16 protein-coding genes are annotated in these 19,260 nt (G+C 70.0%); 9 read left to right on the forward strand and 7 right to left on the reverse strand.

Annotated features, from left to right (window positions below; genetic code table 11):
• Nucleotides 1-81: 81 nt before the first annotated feature.
• Complete coding sequence (locus ACLVWQ_RS36715) at nucleotides 82-675, reverse strand: DUF4291 domain-containing protein (protein ID WP_414113608.1); 594 nt, start codon at nucleotides 673-675, stop codon at nucleotides 82-84.
• A 267-nt stretch (nucleotides 676-942) separates the two neighbouring features.
• Complete coding sequence (locus ACLVWQ_RS36720; protein ID WP_414113609.1) at nucleotides 943-1,515, reverse strand: TetR/AcrR family transcriptional regulator; 573 nt, start codon at nucleotides 1,513-1,515, stop codon at nucleotides 943-945.
• Between the two features lie 83 nt (nucleotides 1,516-1,598).
• On the opposite strand from ACLVWQ_RS36720, the gene ACLVWQ_RS36725 reads away from it, so the two are divergent.
• From ACLVWQ_RS36725 to ACLVWQ_RS36735, 3 genes are all read left to right on the forward strand, one after another.
• Nucleotides 1,599-2,549: an NADP-dependent oxidoreductase gene (locus ACLVWQ_RS36725; RefSeq protein WP_414113610.1), complete on the forward strand. Its 951-nt coding sequence runs from the start codon at nucleotides 1,599-1,601 to the stop codon at nucleotides 2,547-2,549.
• Between the two features lie 272 nt (nucleotides 2,550-2,821).
• Nucleotides 2,822-4,648: a serine/threonine-protein kinase gene (locus ACLVWQ_RS36730; protein WP_414113611.1), complete on the forward strand. Its 1,827-nt coding sequence runs from the start codon at nucleotides 2,822-2,824 to the stop codon at nucleotides 4,646-4,648.
• Between the two features lie 163 nt (nucleotides 4,649-4,811).
• On the forward strand, nucleotides 4,812-6,797 hold the full coding sequence (locus tag ACLVWQ_RS36735; RefSeq protein WP_414113612.1) for an FHA domain-containing protein: 1,986 nt from the start codon (nucleotides 4,812-4,814) through the stop codon (nucleotides 6,795-6,797).
• 81 nt (nucleotides 6,798-6,878) lie between these two features.
• On the opposite strand, the gene ACLVWQ_RS36740 is transcribed toward ACLVWQ_RS36735, so the two are convergent.
• Together ACLVWQ_RS36740 and ACLVWQ_RS36745 are read right to left on the reverse strand one after the other, a co-directional pair.
• The gene (locus tag ACLVWQ_RS36740; RefSeq protein ID WP_414113613.1) at nucleotides 6,879-7,619 is read right to left on the reverse strand and encodes an alpha/beta hydrolase; all 741 of its coding nucleotides are present in this window, start codon (nucleotides 7,617-7,619) and stop codon (nucleotides 6,879-6,881) included.
• A 345-nt stretch (nucleotides 7,620-7,964) separates the two neighbouring features.
• Nucleotides 7,965-8,981 carry a LacI family DNA-binding transcriptional regulator gene (locus ACLVWQ_RS36745; RefSeq protein ID WP_414113614.1) on the reverse strand — a complete coding sequence of 339 codons (1,017 nt, stop codon included), beginning with the start codon at nucleotides 8,979-8,981 and terminating at the stop codon, nucleotides 7,965-7,967.
• 282 nt (nucleotides 8,982-9,263) lie between these two features.
• On the opposite strand from ACLVWQ_RS36745, the gene ACLVWQ_RS36750 reads away from it, so the two are divergent.
• The 4 genes from ACLVWQ_RS36750 to ACLVWQ_RS36765 all read left to right on the forward strand — a co-directional run bounded on the left by ACLVWQ_RS36750 (nucleotide 9,264) and on the right by ACLVWQ_RS36765 (nucleotide 14,196).
• Complete coding sequence (locus tag ACLVWQ_RS36750) at nucleotides 9,264-10,577, forward strand: extracellular solute-binding protein (RefSeq protein ID WP_414113615.1); 1,314 nt, start codon at nucleotides 9,264-9,266, stop codon at nucleotides 10,575-10,577.
• A 126-nt stretch (nucleotides 10,578-10,703) separates the two neighbouring features.
• Entirely contained in the window at nucleotides 10,704-11,693 is a 990-nt protein-coding gene (locus ACLVWQ_RS36755) for a carbohydrate ABC transporter permease (RefSeq protein WP_414113616.1), read from the forward strand.
• Nucleotides 11,694-11,706: 13 nt separating this feature from the next.
• Nucleotides 11,707-12,648: a carbohydrate ABC transporter permease gene (locus tag ACLVWQ_RS36760; RefSeq protein ID WP_414113617.1), complete on the forward strand. Its 942-nt coding sequence runs from the start codon at nucleotides 11,707-11,709 to the stop codon at nucleotides 12,646-12,648.
• A gap of 90 nt (nucleotides 12,649-12,738) precedes the next feature.
• Nucleotides 12,739-14,196 (forward strand): GH1 family beta-glucosidase, encoded by a 1,458-nt coding sequence (locus tag ACLVWQ_RS36765; RefSeq protein ID WP_414113618.1) that lies wholly within the window; start codon nucleotides 12,739-12,741, stop codon nucleotides 14,194-14,196.
• Nucleotides 14,197-14,206: 10 nt separating this feature from the next.
• Here the strand turns inward: ACLVWQ_RS36765 and glpK are convergent, their stop codons facing one another.
• Nucleotides 14,207-15,724 (reverse strand): glycerol kinase GlpK, encoded by a 1,518-nt coding sequence (gene glpK / locus ACLVWQ_RS36770; RefSeq protein ID WP_414113619.1) that lies wholly within the window; start codon nucleotides 15,722-15,724, stop codon nucleotides 14,207-14,209.
• A gap of 29 nt (nucleotides 15,725-15,753) precedes the next feature.
• Nucleotides 15,754-16,599 carry an MIP/aquaporin family protein gene (locus ACLVWQ_RS36775; protein WP_414113620.1) on the reverse strand — a complete coding sequence of 282 codons (846 nt, stop codon included), beginning with the start codon at nucleotides 16,597-16,599 and terminating at the stop codon, nucleotides 15,754-15,756.
• A 262-nt stretch (nucleotides 16,600-16,861) separates the two neighbouring features.
• On the opposite strand from ACLVWQ_RS36775, the gene ACLVWQ_RS36780 reads away from it, so the two are divergent.
• The gene (locus tag ACLVWQ_RS36780) at nucleotides 16,862-17,407 is read left to right on the forward strand and encodes a DUF4232 domain-containing protein (RefSeq protein WP_414113621.1); all 546 of its coding nucleotides are present in this window, start codon (nucleotides 16,862-16,864) and stop codon (nucleotides 17,405-17,407) included.
• A 268-nt stretch (nucleotides 17,408-17,675) separates the two neighbouring features.
• Nucleotides 17,676-17,921: a DUF5133 domain-containing protein gene (locus ACLVWQ_RS36785; RefSeq protein ID WP_414113622.1), complete on the forward strand. Its 246-nt coding sequence runs from the start codon at nucleotides 17,676-17,678 to the stop codon at nucleotides 17,919-17,921.
• A gap of 399 nt (nucleotides 17,922-18,320) precedes the next feature.
• On the opposite strand, the gene ACLVWQ_RS36790 is transcribed toward ACLVWQ_RS36785, so the two are convergent.
• Nucleotides 18,321-19,256 (reverse strand): LysR family transcriptional regulator, encoded by a 936-nt coding sequence (locus ACLVWQ_RS36790; RefSeq protein ID WP_414113623.1) that lies wholly within the window; start codon nucleotides 19,254-19,256, stop codon nucleotides 18,321-18,323.
• Nucleotides 19,257-19,260: the final 4 nt, after the last annotated feature.

A 19,260-nucleotide genomic window follows, 5' to 3' on the forward strand; every position in this document is an offset into this window, starting at 1 on the left:
CGCGAACGCCGGACCGCCCTGCCGCCCGAGCCCGCGGAACCTGCTGACGCCATCGCGTATCGGATCGTGGTCGGGACCGGCTCAGTCACGCAGGTGGGTCAGAAGCGTGTCGTCCGACGGATACGGGAGCTCTGCGGGAAGCAGTCGCTGGGCGGCATCCAGGGCCCCGTCCTTCACCTGGGCATGGATCGCATGTGCGAGTGCGGTGACGTCGTTGATCGAGACGATCCACTCCTCCGCGTAGCGCTCAGCGGCCTCGCCCGTGAGGCCGAGTTGAAGAGAGCGGTGAGGAAGTGGCTGTAGGTGGAGACCGCGTTCGGGATCCCACTGAACTCGAGCCGGGGCTTGCTTCAGCCGGCGTTTCCAACTTGCGCGGTCGGGATGCAGCCCGTGTTCGTAGTGGGCCAGGCAGGCGTTTCGCAGCGCCCATTCGAAACCCTCGCGGGTGATCTCGATCGCGAGGACGGTCTCCTGGCCTTCCTTGCTCGCCCATCCGCAGCGGTACATCATCCAGAGGAACGACGGCTTGATCCACGTCATGCGTTCCCTCTTCCAGGTCGCCGGAAAGCGACCGTCCTGCAAGGCAGGCAGCCCGATTTCCGGCGCGTATGCCTGGTAGACGGTCACCGTGGCGGCCGTGTAGAGGGCGCGGATCTGATGCTTGGGTTCTGGCACGGTGACCAGAGTCGACGTTCGCTGGGGGCTGCGCCATCGAATTACCGGGCCGGATGAGGCTGGCTGGTCACAGCATGGAGCGGGGATCCGGCCTCGGGGTTCAGGGTGTCCGGGACCGGCACCGGCGGGAGGCATCTCCTGGCGGCGATGTTGCGCGGGCCGCGGGTTTCTGCGTGCTCGCAAAGGATCCGGCCGAAGGGCTCGGGGATCGGGACGGGGCCGTGCAGCCGGTTCTACCCTTACCCGCGAGGCATGTCTGCGGCCGACTCAGCGGATCGTTGGAGCTGGTGGCGCGACCGCTTCGCGCAGCTCGGCGGCGGCCTGGGTCATGAGCTGAGCGAGGGTGGTGTCCGGCTCGGCCAGCCAGCGAGGCACGGCGCGCCGGTGGATCGCCAGTACCACGTCGATGATGAAGCGTGCTCTTCCGGGCTCGACGCCGCGGCGCTCGAGCGCCGGTACCAGCGCGTCGGCGATGTCGGCGAGCTTGATCAGATCGCGCTCGGCCAGCGCAGGGTTGGCGGCGATAACTCTTCCCCGGCGCAGCAGGAACTCGCGTGGGCGGAAAATCCCCTCGGCGGTTCCCAGGGCCGTCAGCAGCGCCTCGATCGGGGTGAGGCCGGGGTCGGCCGCCTCGACCTGGGCGACGACGTGGGCCTCGAGTTCGTTGCCGGCGAAGAGGACCTCCCGCTTGTCGGGGAAGTAGCGGTAGAAGGACCGCTCCTTCAGTCCGGCGGCGCCTGCGATCTGCGCGACCGAGGTGCGCTCGAAGCCTTGCGTCTCGAACAGCTCGAGCGCCGCGCGTTCGAGCCGGCCCTGTGCGTCAGATTCCCATCGCGGCATACCCACCAGAGTACGACAACAGGAGCTGTCGTCAGCTGGTACCGTCGATGACAACAGATGCTGTCATCAGCCAGGAGATCGCCATGAAGGCTCTGCAATTCGACCGGTTCGGTTCCCCGGACGTGATCGTGCTCCGCGATGTCCCCCAGCCGGAGCCGGGACCCGGTCAGATCCGGATCGCTGTGCGGGCGTGCGGCCTGACACCGGCCGACTGGCACGTCGTCGACGGTCTCCTCGCCGACCATCTGCCGCCGCTGCCGCGCGGGCTCGGCCTCGAGGTCGCGGGGACCGTCGACGCGCTCGGTGAGGGTGTCGACGGCGTCCAGATCGGCGACCGCGTGTTCGGCCCGGCCACCTTCGACGGCCCCACGGCCGGCGCCGCCGAGTACGCGCTGATGCCGGCCTGGGCACGCATTCCCGAGGGCGTGACCGTCGAGCAGGCCGCCGCGCTGCCGATGGCGGCCGAGACGGCATGGCGCGCGCTCGACGACCTCGGTGTCGAGCCGGGTGAGCTGCTGCTCGTCCACGGCGCGGGCACCACCGTGGGTGAGGCGGCGGTGCGCTTCGCGCTGCACCAGGGTATTCGGGTGATCGCCACCGCCGGGCCGACACGGGCCGCGGCCCTGGAAGAGCTCGGCGCCCAGGTGACCACCTACGGCCAGGGCATGGCCGAACGCGTCAGCGCACTGACCCCAGGCCCCGTGGACCGCGCCCTGGACGCCACGCCGACCGGGGGCCGGATCGACCGCGCCGAGCAGTCCAGTCCGGCCGGCGGCTCGCTGCCGACCCTGATCGAGCTGACCGGGGATCCCGACCGCGTCCTCACCGTCTCGGACTTCGCCGCCGCAGCCGAACTGGGCGTCCGGATCACCACCGAGATCCGCTACGACCAGATGAACGAGTTCGCCAGGCTCGCCGGCGAAGGCATCCTGGTCGTACCGGTCGCCCGTACCTACCCCCTCGACCAGATCCAGGAAGCGGCCAAGCTCAGCCAATCCCGCCGCCCCGGCGGCAAACTCATACTCGTCCCGTGATCACCTCGCTGGCTTGGTCGGGTTCCGGGTTCCGGGATCAGGAACAGGAAGTCATCTGACGCGTCAACCGGCGAGGCGTGACAGATGTGGACAAGACGCGACCGTTGCTGTCCGATGGAGGCGGACGCCGAGGATAGAATGCAGCAACCGAACGGCCCTTTCCTTACGTGTAGTTGGTAGCCGAAAGCACCCGGCTGGCGAGAGATGCCGATCGTCACGGATCACGTCCGGACGCTCACGTTCATGCAGAAGACAAAGGGAGAATCGCCCCGATGCACCACCAGGACACAGGGTCCCCGGACGCGAGCCCTGAGCGGCTGGTCGCTGAGCGCTACCGACTGCTGTCCACCCTCGGGGAAGGCGGCATGGGTACGGTGTGGCGCGCACGGGACGAGGTGCTGCGCCGCGAGGTCGCCATCAAGGAGGTACGCGCGCCCTCCGGGCTGTCCGCCGAGAAGATCGAGCGCATGTACACCCGGCTGGAACGGGAGGCGTGGGCAGCGGCCCGCATCACCGCCGGCAATGTGATCACCGTTCACGACGTGGTCACCGACGGTGGCCGGCCCTGGATCGTGATGGAACTCGTGCGCGGCCGCTCGCTCGGCGAACTGCTCAGCACCGAGGGGGCGTTGACCCCGCAGCGGGCCGCGCGGATCGGTGCCGAGGTACTGGGCGCGCTGCGTGCCGCGCACGAGGCCGAGGTACTGCACCGCGACGTGAAACCGGCCAACGTCCTGCTCTCCGACGACGACAGGGTGATCCTCACCGACTTCGGCATCGCCATGGTCCTCGGCGACACCGCGCTCACCATGACCGGCGAGGTCGTCGGCTCTCCCGAATTCCTCTCGCCGGAGCAGGCGTTGGGCCGCGCGCTCGGCCCGGCGACGGACCTGTGGTCCCTCGGCGTCCTGCTCTACACCGCCGTCCAGGGCCGTTCGCCCTTCCGGCAGGACAGCGCCCTGGGCACCCTGCGCGCCGTGGTCGACGACGAACCGCCTCTCCCGCACCGGGCGGGACCGCTGGCGCCGGTCATCGAGGGTCTCCTGCGCAAGGACCCGGCCGAGCGGGCGTCCGCCGAACAGACCGCACGGGATCTGCGGCTCATAGCCGCCGGCGGCACTCCCGACGCCGACTCCACGCAGACGGGCACGGCGGAGACGGTCACCGTCTCCGCGCAGACCGGTGACGTACGCGCTGCGGGGCCCTCCGCCGCGGACACCACGGCGGCGACGACCGTCGACGGGCCCACCGGACAGGATCCCGCCGCACCGCGGGCCCCGTCCGCCGGCACCACCGTGACGGACCTCCCCGACACACCCACCCTCCAGGTGCAGTCCTCGTCCGGCACCGCCGCACCGACAGGCACCCCCGCAGCGGCCGACCCCTCCGTGACGGCCCCCGGCGACACGCTCCCCACCGCGTCACCCGCCGCGTCCCCGGCGCCGCCCGCCCCCACGCCCACTGCCCCCGCCTCGCCGCAGGCGCTGCCGCAGTACGCCCTCCCGACGGCGTCCGCGCCGGTCACCGCGGGGACACCGGCGTCCGCCGCGCCGAAGCGCGGCAGGCGCAAGGGAAACCTGCTGGTGGCGTTGGCGACCGTGTCCGTCCTGCTCCTGGGCGGGCTGGGGTACGCCCTGACGCGCGACGGGGACGACGACGGGGCGGACGCCAAGAGCCCCGCGGCGGACAGGACGTCCTCCACACCGCAGGCCCAGAACGGCGCGTCCTCCGCCGGAGGCGACGGATCGGGCGACGCCGTGGCACCGCCGGTGACCGTGTCGGTCACGGGCACGAACACGACGTATGCCGGAAGCTGCCCGCCACCGCAGGAGCAGGCTCCCGCGTTCACGGCCACCTTCGAAGTCACCGAGCTGCCCGTGCGGTTCACCTACCGATGGGTGTCGTCGGAGGGGTCGGTCGTGGACCGGACCTGGCGGGCACTGTCCTTCTCGGAAGGCGGCCCCCGCACCCACCAGGAGACGATCCGCGTGACGACGTACGCGCAGGAGGGGACGCTGGCCAGCGCGATGGGCGTGGAGATCAAGTCGTCGCAGCAGACGATCTCCGACACGGTGCCGTTCACGCTGACGTGTCAGTGAGGCACCGGTGACGGCCCGGGGCGGTCCCTGTCGTAGTGGCGTCGAGAACCCGGGTCGCGCCCCCGGGTCCGTGTCTGTGCTGGTCCAGTTCGCTCCTCGTGCCGGGGCGGCCGCGTCACGCGGCCGCCCCGGCACGAGGAGCATGTCCGCAAGGAGTGTTTGAGTGTCGTCGGTCATCGTGGGACGCACGGGTCCCTTCAGCGGTCAGAGTGTGGTGCTCGGCACCGCCACCCTGCGGTTCGGGCGCAAGAGCGACAACGATGTGATCATCATCAGCACCAGTGCCTCCCGGCTGCACGCCGAGATCGTCGCGGAGGACGACGGCTTCGTCCTGCACGACCGCAACAGCAGGAACGGCACCTACGTCAACGAACAGCGCGTCACGCGGCACGTGCTGGCCCCGGGCGACACGATCCGGATCGGCGACGAGACCTTCCTGTTCGAGACGCAGGAAGCCCTGGAGACGGTCATGGACCTCTCCCAGCTCGACCTGCCGCGCCCCACGGCCCTGGCGAACCCCAGCGCGCTCCGCGTCACGGTCGCCGGCGGCGGACCGGTCGGCCTCGCCTTCGCCCTGATGCTCGAGAACGCGCTCCAGGGGCGCGTACTCATCACCGTGTACGAGGGACGCTGGGCCAAGTCCGGTGCCACGGTGGTCTGGAAGGACGAGACACAGGGCAACGTCCGCCGCCAGCAGGTCGTCACCGTGCAGAGCCGGCAGTACCTCGCCCTGACCGAGGAGATGCAGGCCGCGCTGTTCGGCGCGGGCCAGTTCTCCGAGATGTGGCCCGTCGGACCCGACTCCGTCGAGGGCAGGCCGCCCCGCAACATCCGGATCGCCTACGTCGAGGACCAGCTGCTGGAGCTGGCCAACACCAAGCCGGCGATCCGTCTCGTGCCCCAGCGCTTCGACGCGGCGGAGCACGAGCACCGGCTCGCCCAGGAGCACGTCCTGGCGATCTGCGACGGCGGTCGGTCCCGCACCCGTGAGCACTACGCCGACCGCTTCGGCGCGGCCGACGCCTCCATCTACTCCCTGGACGGCGAACACCTCCAGGACGTGGTCCTCGGACTGCGCGTCAAGTCGCCGCTCACGGACCAGATGAGTGTCCTGCTCACCGTGTCGCAGAACAGGTTCCTGCTCAACTCGCTGCGCGGCGAGGGCTTCCTGAACATGCGGCTCACCCGTGAGGAGATCAAGGCCGTGATCGGGATCGATCCCGTCCGCCAGGTCTTCGAGGAGTGCATCGCCGCACGCCCCTGCGTCATGAGCCGCCACGAGGACAACGAGTTCGTCTGTCCCACCCACGGCACCCTCTTCCTGCCCGCCCTGCTGCGCGGCTCGGCCCTGTGGAAGCGGATCCAGGAGGGCCTCAGGCTGTTCGGTGTGGCCGAGGACGACCTCAGCGCCATCACCTCGTTCCGGCTGGACATGGTGCAGCGCCCCCGGTTCACGGCGCAGCTCAGCCGCGCCACCGCGACGAACCCGGGCACGTACGGCTTCCTGCTGGGCGACGCGGCCAACGCCATTCACTTCTGGCCGGGGCGCGGTCTCAACAGCGGTCTCGCCTCCGCCGTGTCCCTGGCCCGCTCGCTCAGCCGCACCTGGCAGGGCAGGCCGTTGCGCGACGCCGACTTCATCCGGCACGAGGCGGCGATGTCCATGCTGCAGTACCGGCACAAGAGCCGCGCGTGGAACGCCATGGTGACCACCGACGAACAGGGGGTCACCCGCGCCATCAAGGACATCATCGCCCGCAGCATGGAGCCGGACCAGGCCGCTCCGTCCCAGGCCGCTCCGTCCCAGCCCCCGGCCCCCGTCGCCGGTGCCGGTGCCGAGACGGGGCACCCCGACCTGGAGGCGCTCCTGGAGCGCATGGGCGCGATACGTGAGCGGCTCGCGACGCGCCTCTCCGGCCTGCCCACCGACAAGGAACTGCGCGACCACCTCGCCACCCTCGCCCCGACGACGCTGCGGACACTCCAGGAGAGCGGTGCGTGGGACACCCTGATCGTCGGCGGCGAGGAGGCCGACATCGACCTCTTCTACCAGGCCGACGCGCCCATCTACGCCCCTCGCCCCACGGACCCGAGGGTCGCGGGCCCCGAGGCGGGTCCCCAGGAGCCCGCGCCCCTCAACCCGGCCTGAGGGAGCCGCCGCAGGGCGGCGGGTGAAGCGGCGGACGGAGCGGCGGTTGCGCCACGGGGCAGTGGTCCGGTGGCCGCCGGATCAGCCGGTCTTGAGCAGGAGATCGGCGAGTTCGGCCGGCACGGTGATCATGCAGTCGTGGCCGCTGCGCAGCTCCCACACCTGTGCCGGGGTGCCGTTGGGCTGGATCGCCGGGACGGCGCGTCGTGCGAACCCGTCCGGCTTGTCGCCGACGCAGTGGATGTGGGTCCGGGGGATCGCGTCCGCCGCGGGGTTGTCCAGCCGGGCCGGCTGCTGGAAGCAGCGCACCGACTCGTCGGACAGCATCGCGCGCAGCCACGCGATGTCCGCCGGGTCGGTGACTCCGAACAGGCCCATGGGAGCGGGCTGTTCGGGTATGGGAGGAATGCGCCAGGGCGAGTCGGAGCCGGCGGCGAGGTCGATCATGAACTGGGTCACGGGCATGACGTCGATCGCGCTCTCACCGTCGGTCGGGACCATCGCGTCGAGATAGACCAGGCCGGCGATCCGCTCCGGGACCCGGTCGGCCGCCGACGAGACGACCATTCCCGCGTAACTGTGCCCGACGAGGACCACGTCGGTGAGGTCCTCCTCGACGAGGAGGCCGACGACGTCGTCGACGTGCGTGTCGAGTCCCACCTCGGGGCTGAGCAGATGCGCCTTGTCGCCGTGGGCGGTCAGCGACGGCGCGAACACCCGGTGTCCGGCCGCGGCGAGCAGCGGGACCACTCGGTCCCAGGCCTGCCCGCTGTGCCAGGCGCCGTGGACCAGCACGAAGGTCGTCGTGTTCGGCTCACTCATGGGGAATTTCCTTTCACGGACATCCCGGCTGTCCGGGACGTCCCGGGTTCTCATTCACTCGGTGCGGCCACGAGCGGAATACGGTTTCTCCGCGATACCGGACGCCTGCGACGAGCCCCGTGACGTGGGGTTTCCTCGAAGTACGTCCGGATGTCCGGCTCGTCGGCCACGGCACTCACGCCGATGAGCAGTTCCGTACGAAAAGCATTTCTCGTGTCTCGGTGAATTCGGCGTGTGTGTCGTCGAGCCGCATGAGAAAGACGCTACTGAGCCGATAGGTACCTTTAGGTACCCGTCGGCTCCTCGCGCGTTCCACGCTCCGGTGCGACCGGGCGCGGGGCCGGGCTACGACGATTCGCGTACCACGAGCTCGGTGGGGAGAACGACGTGCCGACGCGGTTCCTCGGGATCGTCGATCTCTTCGAGGAGGATGCGGGCGATGGTGTTGCCGATGTCCTCGATGGGCTGACGCACGCTGGTGAGGGGCGGGTTGCTGTGCCGGGCGATGATGGAGTCGTCGAACCCGACGACCGCCACGTCACCGGGGACGGCCCGCCCCTGCCTGCGCAGCTCCGCCAGTGCCCCCACCGCCATGACGTCCGAGGCGACGAACACGGCGTCGAGCGCGGGGACCCGTTCAAGGAGTGAACGCATCGCGGCCTCGCCGCCCTCCTCGGTGAAGTCGGCCGGGGCCACGAGATGGTCCGCGGCCTCGTGGCCCGCCTTCTCCAGGGCCTCGCGCCACCCCTGGAGGCGGCTGCGGGCCACGTCCATGTCGAGGGGGCCGCTGATGGTGGCGATGGTGTTCCGTCCCCGGGCGAGCAGATGCCGGACGGCCGTCGCGGCGCCGCCCGTGTTGTCGGAGTGCACATGGCTGAGCGACTCGTCGGGGGAGCGGCGGCCGGCGAGCACGGTGGGCAGGCCCATGTCCTCCAGCAGGCCCGGCAGCGGGTCGTGCTCGTGCACCGAGACCAGCAGCACCCCGTCGACACGCCGCTCCGCCACCGACTCGGTGAGCTGGTCGCGCTCGGCCTGGTCGCGTACGAGGACCAGTTGGAGCTGGGTCCGGGTCGTCGCGAGGGCGGTGCTGACCCCGCGGATGACCGCGGAGAAGTACGGCTCGGAACCCAGCCGGCTCTCCGACTCGGGGATCACCAGGGCCACCGAGTTCGTCCGGCTCGTCACCAGCCCCCGGGCGACCGAGTTCGGTACGTAGTTCAGCTCGGCGATGGCGGCGAGCACGGCGGCCCTGGCCTTGTCGCTGACGAGCTCCGACCCGTTGATGACTCGTGAAACCGTGGTGCGACCGACACCGGCGCGCGCGGCCACGGTCTTGATGGTCGGGCGTTGCCTGCCCCCCATGTCGCCTCCTCGCTTGCGCGTGCTCAGACGGCCGCCACCTGCGCATTGTGCCAGACCCGTGAAGGGCGTCCGAAGGGGCCGGGCGAAGCGGTGCGACATCTTCCGGAAACGAAGTGGTTTCAACTTCTTGACAGGAGCCTTTCCCGGCGGCCATGCTCCGGGCCACTGAGTGGGCACGTTCCCATCGACGTTTGGGAACGTACCCACCGGATAAATCGGGCCTGCGGAGCGGACCGCGGGGCTCGAACTCCGGTGCGTCAGCGCCGCCGCTAGGAGGACGAAATGGGCAAGGCCCGAAGGAAGTTGCGTACACGAGCCGTGGCCGCCGTATCGGTTGTGTCGGCACTCGGCCTGGTCGTTGGCTGCGGAGGCAGTGACAGCGGGGGGACCGGCGGGGGCAAGAAGGACGGCAAGGTCACCATCACCATGGGCCTGTTCGGCGTCATGGGCTTCAAGGAGACCGGCCTGCTCGACAAGTACATGAAGGAACATCCGAACGTCACCATCAAGGCGGACGTCGCGGGCGACGAGCAGACCTACTACACGGCCCTGCAGACCCATCTGGCCGCGGGCAGCGGGCTGAAGGACGTCCAGGGCATAGAGATTGGCCGGGCCAAGGAACTGTCCGACACGCAGAAGGACAAGTTCGTCGATCTGTCCGGGCTGGCCGGCACGGACCACTTCCTTCCGTGGAAGCAGAGCCAGGTCACGACGTCGGACAAGAAGGTCATCGGCCTCGGCACCGACATCGGCCCGATGGCGGTCTGTTACCGCAAGGACCTGTTCGAGCAGGCCGGGCTTCCCACCGAGCGCGACGAGGTCGCCAAGCTGTGGGAGGGCGACTGGACGAAGTACGTCGACGCGGGAAAGACGTTCAAGAAGAAGACCAAGGACGACAAGGTCGCCTTCATGGACAGCTCCAGCGGGCTGTTCAACGCCATGATCTACGGCGACTCCCAGCAGTTCTACGACAAGAAGGGTGAGCTGATCTACGCCAGCAACCCCGTCGTGAAGGACGCCTGGAAGCTGGCCTCCGAGGCGGCCACGTCCGATCTGACCGCCAAGCTCCGCCAGTTCCAGCCCGGCTGGGACCCCGGCCTGGCCAACAGCACCTTCGCCACCACCGTCTGCCCGGCGTGGATGCTCGCGCACATCAGCGAGAAGGCGGGACCGAAGAACAAGGGCAAGTGGGACGTCGCCAAGGCACCCCAGGGCGCCAACTGGGGCGGCTCGTTCCTCGGGGTGATGGAGCAGAGCCCCGTCAAGAAGGAGGCGCAGGACCTCATCGCCTGGCTCACCGCTCCCGAGCAGCAGGCCTTCCTCTTCGAGAAGATCGGCAACTTCCCCTCGTCGCAGACCGCGCTGGAGATGCCCGAAGTGGTCGACGCCAAGTCGGACTACTTCAGTGGCGCACCCATCGGGGCGATCTTCGGAGCCGCCGCCAAGGAGATCCCCGACGAGCAGGTGCTCGGCCGCAAGGACGGCACCATCAAGGACATCTTCTCGCAGGGTCTGACCTTGATCGAGGCACAGGGCAAGAGCCCGGACGACGCATGGAAGACCACGGACGAGCGCATCGAGAAGGCCGCCGGCTGACCTGAGCCCCACGGCCAGGCCCTGTCGTCCCACCTCCGCAGCCGCCCGGCGCCCCACGCACCGACGTGCGGGCCGCCGGGCCCCTGCCCCGCCCCCTTCACCACCCTCCAGGAAGGACGCCTTCCGGTGGCCATCTCCACCTCCAACCCCCCAGACGGTGCGCCCGGCGCCGCGCCGTCGGACGGCACCGGCACGGAGCGCCAGCGTCGCCGTACGCTGCTGCACCGTCTCGACGTGCACGGCGCCCCGTACGCCTTCGTCGCCCCGTTCTTCGTCATCTTCGCCGCCTTCAGCTTCTACCCGCTGATCTACACCTCGTGGATCTCCCTGCACCGCGTCGAGCTGTCGACCCTGGACGTCATGGAGTGGGTCGGCTTCGACAACTACACGGCCCTGTGGGAGGACGACCGCTTCTGGAACGCGCTGCTCAACACGTTCACCATCGGTGTCCTGTCGACCGTGCCGCAGCTGATGATGGCGCTCGGCCTCGCGCACCTGCTCAACTACCAGTTGCGTGGCTCCGTCTTCTTCCGCGTCGCCGCGCTGACGCCGTACGCCACGTCGGTGGGTGCCGCGGCCCTCGTGTTCACCATGCTCTTCGAGCGTGACTTCGGCATGATCAACTGGGTGCTGAGCCTGGTCGGCGTCGACAACATCGACTGGGAGAACAACAAGTGGGCCGCGCAGACGGCGATCTCCACGATCGTCATCTGGCGCTGGACCGGCTACAACGCCCTGCTCTACCTCGCGGCGATGCAGGCGATCCCGCGCGACCGCTACGAGGCCGCGGCCATCGACGGGGCCTCGCGCTGGCAGCAGTTCCTCAAGGTCACCGTCCCCGGCATCCGCTCCACCATCGTGTTCACCATCGTCCTGTCCACGATCGGCGCCACCCAGCTCTTCGGTGAGCCCCTGATCTTCGGCCAGGGTCCCAACGGCATCACCGGGGGAGCGGACAACCAGTACCAGACGCTGGGACTGCTGCTGTACGAGGAGGGCTGGAAGAACTACCAGATGGGCCGGGCCGCCACCGTCGCCTGGGCGATGTTCCTGCTGCTCATCGTCATGTTCGCCGTCCAACGACTTGTCCGCCGCGTCACCGCGCGCAAGGCCTGACCGGGAGATCTCCATGACCACAGACAGCATCCCGGTCCAGACGGCGGACGCACGTCCCGAGACCGCGCGAACGAAACGGAAGAACCCTCCGCCCGGGGGGAGGAACCGGCAACTGTTCCGGCACCCGGGTGCCGGACGCCAGCACCACGCGGGCCCCGTCGCCTACATCCTGCTGGGGATCGCGGCGTTGATCTCGCTCTTCCCGCTCTACTGGACGATGGTGGCGGCGTCGACCGACAACACGCGCGTCACCCAGACGCCGCCGCCCTTCCTGCCGGGGTCCCACCTGCTGGAGAACCTCGGCAAGGCGTGGCAGGACGCCGCACTGGGCAAGGCCATGCTGAACAGCATGATCGTGGCCGGTGTGATCGCGCTGTCCACGGTGCTGTTCGCCACCCTCGCCGGCTTCGCCTTCGCGAAACTGCGCTTCAAGGGCCGCAACATCCTGCTCATGCTCGTCATCGGCACGATGCTGGTGCCGCCCCAACTCGGCGTCGTACCGCTGTTCATGCTGATGACGGAGCTGGGCTGGGGCCAGCGGCTGCCCGCCGTCATCTTCCCCACGCTGGTCAGCGCCGTCGGCGTGTTCTTCATGCGGCAGTACTTCAGCGAGGCGCTGCCCGACGAGCTCATCGAGGCCGGACGGGTGGACGGCGCGCACTCGCTGCGCATCTTCTGGAGCATCGTGCTGCCGATCGCCCGGCCGCCCATGGCCGTGCTGTTCATGATCACGTTCGTGCACGCCTGGAACGACTTCTTCTGGCCGTTCATCGTGCTCGACATGACCAACCCGACGGTGCCCGTCGCGCTGACCCAGCTGAGCGCGGGATATGTGCGCGACCAGTCACTGATCATGGCGGGTGCCCTGCTCGGCACCCTGCCCCTGCTCGTCATGTTCGTCGTCTTCGGCCGTCAGATCGTCGGCGGAATCATGCAGGGAGCGGTCAAGGGATGAGCGCCCCGCCGCAGCTCGCCTGCCGCGGCCCGCCGCCACCCGCCACCCGCTTCGTCTCTCCCGCCCCGCAGTACATCTGGAAGGACTCACGTGACCACCGTTACCCGACGTGTCGCGCCCGCCCCGGACCACACCGACCTCATCCGATTCCCGCAGGGATTCACCTGGGGCACCGCGACTGCCGCGTACCAGATCGAGGGTGCCGCCTCCGTCGACGGACGCACCCCTTCCATCTGGGACACCTACTCGCACACGCCCGGCAGGGTACGCAACGGCGACACCGGTGACGTGGCCACCGACCACTACCACCGCTGGCGCGAGGACGTCGAGATCATGGCCGACCTCGGCGTGAGCGCGTACCGGTTCTCCCTGTCCTGGTCGCGGGTCCAGCCGACCGGACGCGGCCCGGCCGTGCAGAAGGGGCTCGACTTCTACCGCGCCCTGACCGACGCGCTGCTGGAGAAGGGCATCGAGCCGGTCGTCACCCTGTACCACTGGGACCTGCCGCAGGAACTGGAGGACGCGGGCGGCTGGCCGGAGCGCGTGACCACCGACCGGTTCGCCGACTACGCGACCCTGGCGGCCCGTGCGCTGGGGGACCGGGTGAAGACCTGGACCACCCTCAACGAGCCCTGGTGCAGCGCCTTCCTGGGCTACGGCTCGGGTGTCCACGCGCCCGGCCGCACCGACCCGGTCGCGGCGCTGCGCGCGGCGCACCACCTCAACCTCGCCCACGGCAAGGCCGTTTCGGCGCTGCGCGCCGAACTGCCCTCGTACGCGCGGACCTCCATCACGCTCAACATCCACCACGTCCGGGCGCTGACCGAGGCCGCCGAGGACGTGGACGCGGCCCGCCGGATCGACGCGCTGGCCAACCGTGTCTTCACGGGGCCGATCCTGGAGGGCCGGTACCCGCAGGACCTCCTCCAGGACACGGCCTCGCTCACCGACTGGTCGTTCGTCCAGGACGGTGACACCGCCACGATCCACCAGCCGCTGGACTTCCTGGGCGTCAACTACTACACGCCCACCCTGGTCTCGGCCGCCACCGGCGAGGCCAGCCACGGTTCCGACGGGCACGGGGCGAGCGAGCACAGCCCGTGGCCGGGCGCCGATGTCGCCTTCCACCGTCCGGCGGGCAGTACCACCGCGATGGGCTGGGCGGTCGACCCCAGCGGTCTGTACGACCTGCTGCTGCGGCTCAAGGCGGACTTCCCCGCGATGCCCTTGATGATCACCGAGAACGGTGCCGCGTTCGACGACTACGTCAACCCGGAGGGCGTGGTGGCCGACCCCGACCGCATCGCCTATCTCCACGGCCACCTGGCGGCCGTGCAGCGGGCGATCGCGGCCGGCGTCGACGTGCGGGGCTACTTCCTGTGGTCCCTGCTGGACAACTTCGAGTGGGGCTACGGCTACAGCAAGCGCTTCGGCGCCGTCTACGTCGACTACCCGACCGGCAAGCGCATCCCCAAGGCCAGCGCGCGCTGGTACGCGGACGTGGCACGCACCGGCGCGCTGCCGGACGGGGGTGGTGAGAACCGCTGAGCCCGCGGGGTCAGGGGACGCTCACCCAGTCGAGGGTGCGCTCCACCGCCTTCTTCCACCCGGCGTGGCCCTCCTCGCGCTGCTCGTCCGACCACTGCGGCTCCCACCGTTTCGACTCCTTCCAGTGGGTGCGCAGTTCGTCGGTGTCCCGCCAGAACCCGGTGGCGAGGCCCGCCGCGTAGGCGGCGCCGAGCGCGGTCGTCTCGGCGACGACGGGGCGGCTCACGGGCACGCCGAGGACGTCGGCCTGGATCTGCATGCAGAGATCGTTGGCGGTGACTCCGCCGTCGACCTTGAGTACGTCGAGGTGGACTCCGGAGTCCCGTTCCATCGCGTCCACGACGTCGCGGCTCTGGTAGCAGATGGCTTCCAGGGTCGCCCGCGCCAAGTGCGCGTTGTCGTTGTACCTGGCCAGGCCGACGATCGCGCCGCGGGCGTCCGAGCGCCAGTAGGGCGCGAACAGACCGGAGAAGGCGGGGACGAAGTACATGCCGCCGTTGTCGTCGACGGTACGGGCGAGCTCCTCGCTCTCCGCGGCCGTCTTGATGATCTTCATCTGGTCGCGCAGCCACTGCACCGCGGAGCCGGTCACCGCGATGGAACCCTCCAGCGCGTAGACCACCGGGTCGTCGCCGAACCGGTACGCCACGGTGGTGAGCAGCCCGTGCTCGGAGCGGACCAGCTCCGTACCCGTGTTGAGCACCAGGAAGTTGCCCGTGCCGTACGTGTTCTTGGCCTCGCCGGGCGAGAAGCAGACCTGTCCGACGGTCGCCGCCTGCTGGTCGCCGAGCACGCCCCCGATGGGGATGGCGGCGCGCAGGGGCCGGGAGGTACGGGTGACGCCGTACGCCTCCGGGTGCGACGAGGGCTTGATGGCGGGCAGCATGGCCCGGGGGATGTCGAAGAACCCCAGCAGCTCGTCGTCCCAGTCGAGGGTCTCCAGATCCATCAGCATGGTGCGGCTGGCGTTGGTCACGTCGGTGGCGTGGATGCCGCCGTCGGGGCCGCCGGTGAGGTTCCACAGGACCCACGCGTCCGTGTTGCCGAAGAGGGCGTGGCCCTGCTCGGCCGCCGCGCGGACACCGTCGACGTTCTCCAGGATCCACTGGATCTTGCCGGCGGAGAAGTACGTGGCCGGCGGCAGCCCCGCCTTGCGGCGGATGACGTCGCCCTGTCCCGAGCGTTCCAGGGCGGCGGCTATCGCGTCGGTACGGGTGTCCTGCCACACGATGGCGTTGTAGTAGGGGCGCCCGTTGCGCGGGTCCCAGACCACCGTGGTCTCCCGCTGGTTGGTGATGCCGATCGCGGCCAGGTCGTCCGCCGACAGACCGCCGTGCCGCAGGGCGTTCTGGATGACCGAGTTGGTGCGCTCCCAGATCTCCACCGGGTCGTGCTCCACCCAGCCGGAGCGCGGCAGGATCTGCGCGTGCTCCAGCTGGTGCTTCGCCACCTCGTTGCCGCCGTGGTCGAAGATCATGAATCGGGTGCTGGTGGTTCCCTGATCCACCGCGCCGATGAAGTCCGCCATGGTGTGCTGCCTTTCCGTCCGGGGTGTGGTCAGTCCTTGGGGGTCGGGACGCGCCCCGGTGGCTCGGGCTCGGAGGACGGCAGGAACGGGCTGATGAGGGCCTTGTACAGACCCGCGCCGAGCAGGCCGCCGAGCAGCGGGCCGATGATCGGCACCCAGAAGTAGAGGTTCCCGTACTGATCTCGCCACGCTCCGCCGTACCCGGTGAAGAAGCTCGCCAGCCGCGGTCCGAAGTCACGGGCCGGGTTGATGGCGTAGCCCGCGTTCGTCCCCCAGGCCATGCCGATCGCGACCACGATGAGGCCGATGATGAACGGCGCCAGGTTCGCGCCCGGCGAGGTGTTGAGCATGTCCGTGACGGCCAGGATCAGCAGCAGCAGGATGGCGGTGCCGATGATCTGGTCGCGGAAGGCGCCCCACTCGTGGACCGGCAGGGCCGGGTTGCCGTTGCCGGGGAGGGTGGAGAACACGCCCTGCGTCTTGATGGTGTGTCCGGGGTCGGCCTTCGCCAGCGCCTCGCTGTAGTTCCAGCGGACGAGGAGCGCGGCCACGAAGGCGCCCGCGGTCTGGGCCAGCGCGTAGGGGGCCACTTTGCGCCACGGGAATCCCTTGAACGCGGCGAGGGCGACCGTGACCGCCGGATTGAGGTGGGCGCCGCTCAGCCGCGCCGCGACGTAGACACCGAGGGTGACACCGAGTCCCCACGCCCAGGCGATGCTGTCGTGGTCTCCCAGACCACCCGCCGGATCCGTGAGGGCGCCGCCCGCGGAGACCTGGGCCACCACTCCGCAGCCGAAGAGGATGAGGATCATCGTGCCCACGAACTCGGCCGACAACTCGCCGATCAGACCGGACCGTATGTGCCGCTCAGCCATGGAAGCTCACCCTCCGCCGGTGGTACCGGCTGTCGACTGTCCGAGCGATTGTCCTGTCAGGCTAGATCGGTTTGCGGAAGTGTGCATATCGGGCCATATGGAGTGAAACGTCCACGGGTGTGGTCGGTGTCGAGGCGGCCGTCCCCGTCCCTTCTTTGCGTTGCTTGGGACGCCTGTGACGGTCCGGTGACGTTGATCTTCCGCGGGCCGGGCACATGTCTTGACGAAGCAGAGATCGACTTTTTCTGATGAACACCTGGAGATGAGCACCATGACCGTCCTGCGTACGGCTGTCGCAGTCACCGCCGCCTTCTCGCTCGCCGGACTGGCGTGCGGAACCGCCCTCGCGGCGGACGCCGGCCAGGCCCGGCCGAGCGCCGCGTCCGCGGCGTGCCAGCCGGGCACGCTGAAGGCGACGACGACCGACCTCGACACGCGTCAGGCGGAGATGAACCACGCCGGCACATATCTGAAGGTGACCAACACCGGCGACACCACCTGTGCGATCTCCGGCTACGCGGGCCTGGCCCTGGAGACGGCCGGGCACGGGTCCGCGACCACCCGGGTGAAGCACGGGGACACCTACTTCGCACAGGACCCCGGTGAGCGCTCGGTGACCCTGGAGGCCGGTGACTCCGCCTACGCCGACCTGGTGTGGACCCACACCGGTGCGGACGAGGTGCACGCCGGCTACCTGCAGATCTCGCCGACGGGCGGGAACGCCCACAGCACCGTCGCCTTCGAGCAGGACGTCGACAACGGCGACCTGTCGTTGACCGCGTGGGAGGACACCGCTTTCACCGCGTGATCCGCCCCGCCGCGCGGTACGGGTGAACCCGGAACCGCGTCCGGCAGGCGTGGGGGCCGTGCCTTTCCGGGGCACGGCCCCCACGTCTGTGTCCGGCCGTGTGAAGGATTTTCGGCGCGCGCAGGCATACATCCCCCGTGACGGGGCACTTGACGGTTTACGCGACGCCTTTCGCTGTCGCGCGGTGACAACGACGCCACTGATGAGGACCGGATTCTCGCGGTGGCACCTGCCCACATGCGAGCTGTGCTGTGTGGGAGGAATCGCCATGATGGTGCCGGCGGAGAAGGAACTGCGTACGATCCTGTCCCGTTTCGCCGAGACGCGGATCGAGCACGACGTGCGGCCCACCGATCGCACCGCCCGCGCCCTGGCGGACGTCACCTACACCCTGTGCGTCATGACCGCCTCCCGCACCGCCGAGCAGGCGCTGCGTGCCGCCGATCTGCTGCTGGAGCAGTACCGCAGCAGCCGCGACGGCGTGGCGCGGGAGGACGAGACCCTGGCCGCGTAGGGCCCGAGGCCCGGCGCCGGCAGGCGGGGCCGACGCGGGGACACCTGAGGGGACACGAACGGTTCCCTCGCCGTGCGGGTGCCCCCGCGCCGGTTCGTCCCCCCTGCTGGAGCACGCGGGAGTCGCTCCAAGGACGGCGGGGAGGACGAGATGCCGGGAGCCCCTGTGTCCGCTGCGAGGATCGGAAGCCTCCGGCCGTCCAGCGGCCGTCCCTCCCGGGTACGGGCCGGGCCGGGCCGGGCCGGTGACGCGTTGAGCGCGTGCGTCCCTCTGCGGCCAGGCTACTGCCGGGATGCGCAGGCTGTTCCCGGCCGTCCGTCTCGAAGTGGGACGTGGGACCGACCGACGGATCGGCGCCCGGCCGGCCGGCTGCGAGAGCCCGCCCCGCGATGGGCGCCCTCAGTGTTCGAGCAGCATGCGGCGGGCCAGCCGTGCGATCTCCCGGGTGGCGGGTGACAGCACGGCTCCCTGGCGCTGGACCACGGCGATGGTGTCGTACAGCGGTTCGGCGAACCCGACGGTGTGCAGGTTCTCCGGAAAGGTGCGGCTGCGCGCGACCGCCCGGGACACGAGGGTGTCTCCCGCGCCCCGGGCGACGAGGTGCAGGGCGGAGTCGACCTGCTCGACCTCGACGAGCGGGGACAGGGTGACGCCCTCCACCTGGGCGCGCTCGGCCAGCTGGCGCCGGGTCGGGTCCCGCCAGCCGTAGTGGGCGTCGTAGAGGATCAGGGGCGCCGCGGCGAGGTCGGCCATCGTGATCGGCCTCGTGGTGCGCTCCGGGTCCGCCGAGGTGTAGACCACCTCGTCCCGCATGAGCGGTGTGATGTCGAGGCCCTCGGCGTCGATGGGCAGGACGACCAGCCCGGCCTCCAGGTCGCCCGCCGTGACCGCCTCGGCGACCTCCACCGAGTTGAGGCCCACGATCCGCAGCCGCACTCGGGGATGCTTCGCGTGGAACGTCTCGAGCAGGTCGGACAAGAGGTAGTAGTCGGCGTTGCGCAGCAGGCCGAAGGTGGCCACTCCGCCGTCCAGCGAGGTCAGGGAGCGCAGCGCCCGGTCGGCGCCCGCGGCGGCCTCCACCGCCTGCTGGGCGTAGGGCAGCAGCTCCTCGCCCGCCGAGGTCAGCACGAGCCGGCGCGCGCCGCGGGTGAACAGCGGGATGCGGTAGTGCTCCTCCACGCGCTTGATGAGTTCCGAGACCGAGGGCTGCGTCGTACGCAGTTCCACCGCGGCGGCGGAGAACGTGCCCAGCCGGGCGGCGGCCAGGAAGGCGCGCAGCTGGTTCAGGGTGGTCGCCGGAGGGGGCTGGTACGCGGAGGAGCCCATGGGTGCCATGTGA

The sequence above is a fragment of the Streptomyces sp. CWNU-52B genome (assembly GCF_047444975.1).
In the GTDB taxonomy this organism is placed as follows: domain Bacteria; phylum Actinomycetota; class Actinomycetes; order Streptomycetales; family Streptomycetaceae; genus Streptomyces.

Excerpts from the sequence above, each read along its gene's own strand:
- ACLVWQ_RS36725 (WP_414113610.1), top strand. The coding sequence starts at position 1,599 with ATGAAGGCTCTGCAATTCGACCGGTTCGGTTCCCCGGACGTGATCGTG.
- glpK (WP_414113619.1), bottom strand. The coding sequence starts at position 15,724 with ATGGCGGACTTCATCGGCGCGGTGGATCAGGGAACCACCAGCACCCGA.
- ACLVWQ_RS36780 (WP_414113621.1), top strand. The coding sequence starts at position 16,862 with ATGAGCACCATGACCGTCCTGCGTACGGCTGTCGCAGTCACCGCCGCC.
- ACLVWQ_RS36785 (WP_414113622.1), top strand. The coding sequence starts at position 17,676 with ATGATGGTGCCGGCGGAGAAGGAACTGCGTACGATCCTGTCCCGTTTC.
- ACLVWQ_RS36720 (WP_414113609.1), bottom strand. The coding sequence starts at position 1,515 with ATGCCGCGATGGGAATCTGACGCACAGGGCCGGCTCGAACGCGCGGCG.
- ACLVWQ_RS36730 (WP_414113611.1), top strand. The coding sequence starts at position 2,822 with ATGCACCACCAGGACACAGGGTCCCCGGACGCGAGCCCTGAGCGGCTG.
- ACLVWQ_RS36760 (WP_414113617.1), top strand. The coding sequence starts at position 11,707 with ATGACCACAGACAGCATCCCGGTCCAGACGGCGGACGCACGTCCCGAG.
- ACLVWQ_RS36740 (WP_414113613.1), bottom strand. The coding sequence starts at position 7,619 with ATGAGTGAGCCGAACACGACGACCTTCGTGCTGGTCCACGGCGCCTGG.
- ACLVWQ_RS36745 (WP_414113614.1), bottom strand. The coding sequence starts at position 8,981 with ATGGGGGGCAGGCAACGCCCGACCATCAAGACCGTGGCCGCGCGCGCC.
- ACLVWQ_RS36750 (WP_414113615.1), top strand. The coding sequence starts at position 9,264 with ATGGGCAAGGCCCGAAGGAAGTTGCGTACACGAGCCGTGGCCGCCGTA.
- ACLVWQ_RS36775 (WP_414113620.1), bottom strand. The coding sequence starts at position 16,599 with ATGGCTGAGCGGCACATACGGTCCGGTCTGATCGGCGAGTTGTCGGCC.
- ACLVWQ_RS36790 (WP_414113623.1), bottom strand. The coding sequence starts at position 19,256 with ATGGCACCCATGGGCTCCTCCGCGTACCAGCCCCCTCCGGCGACCACC.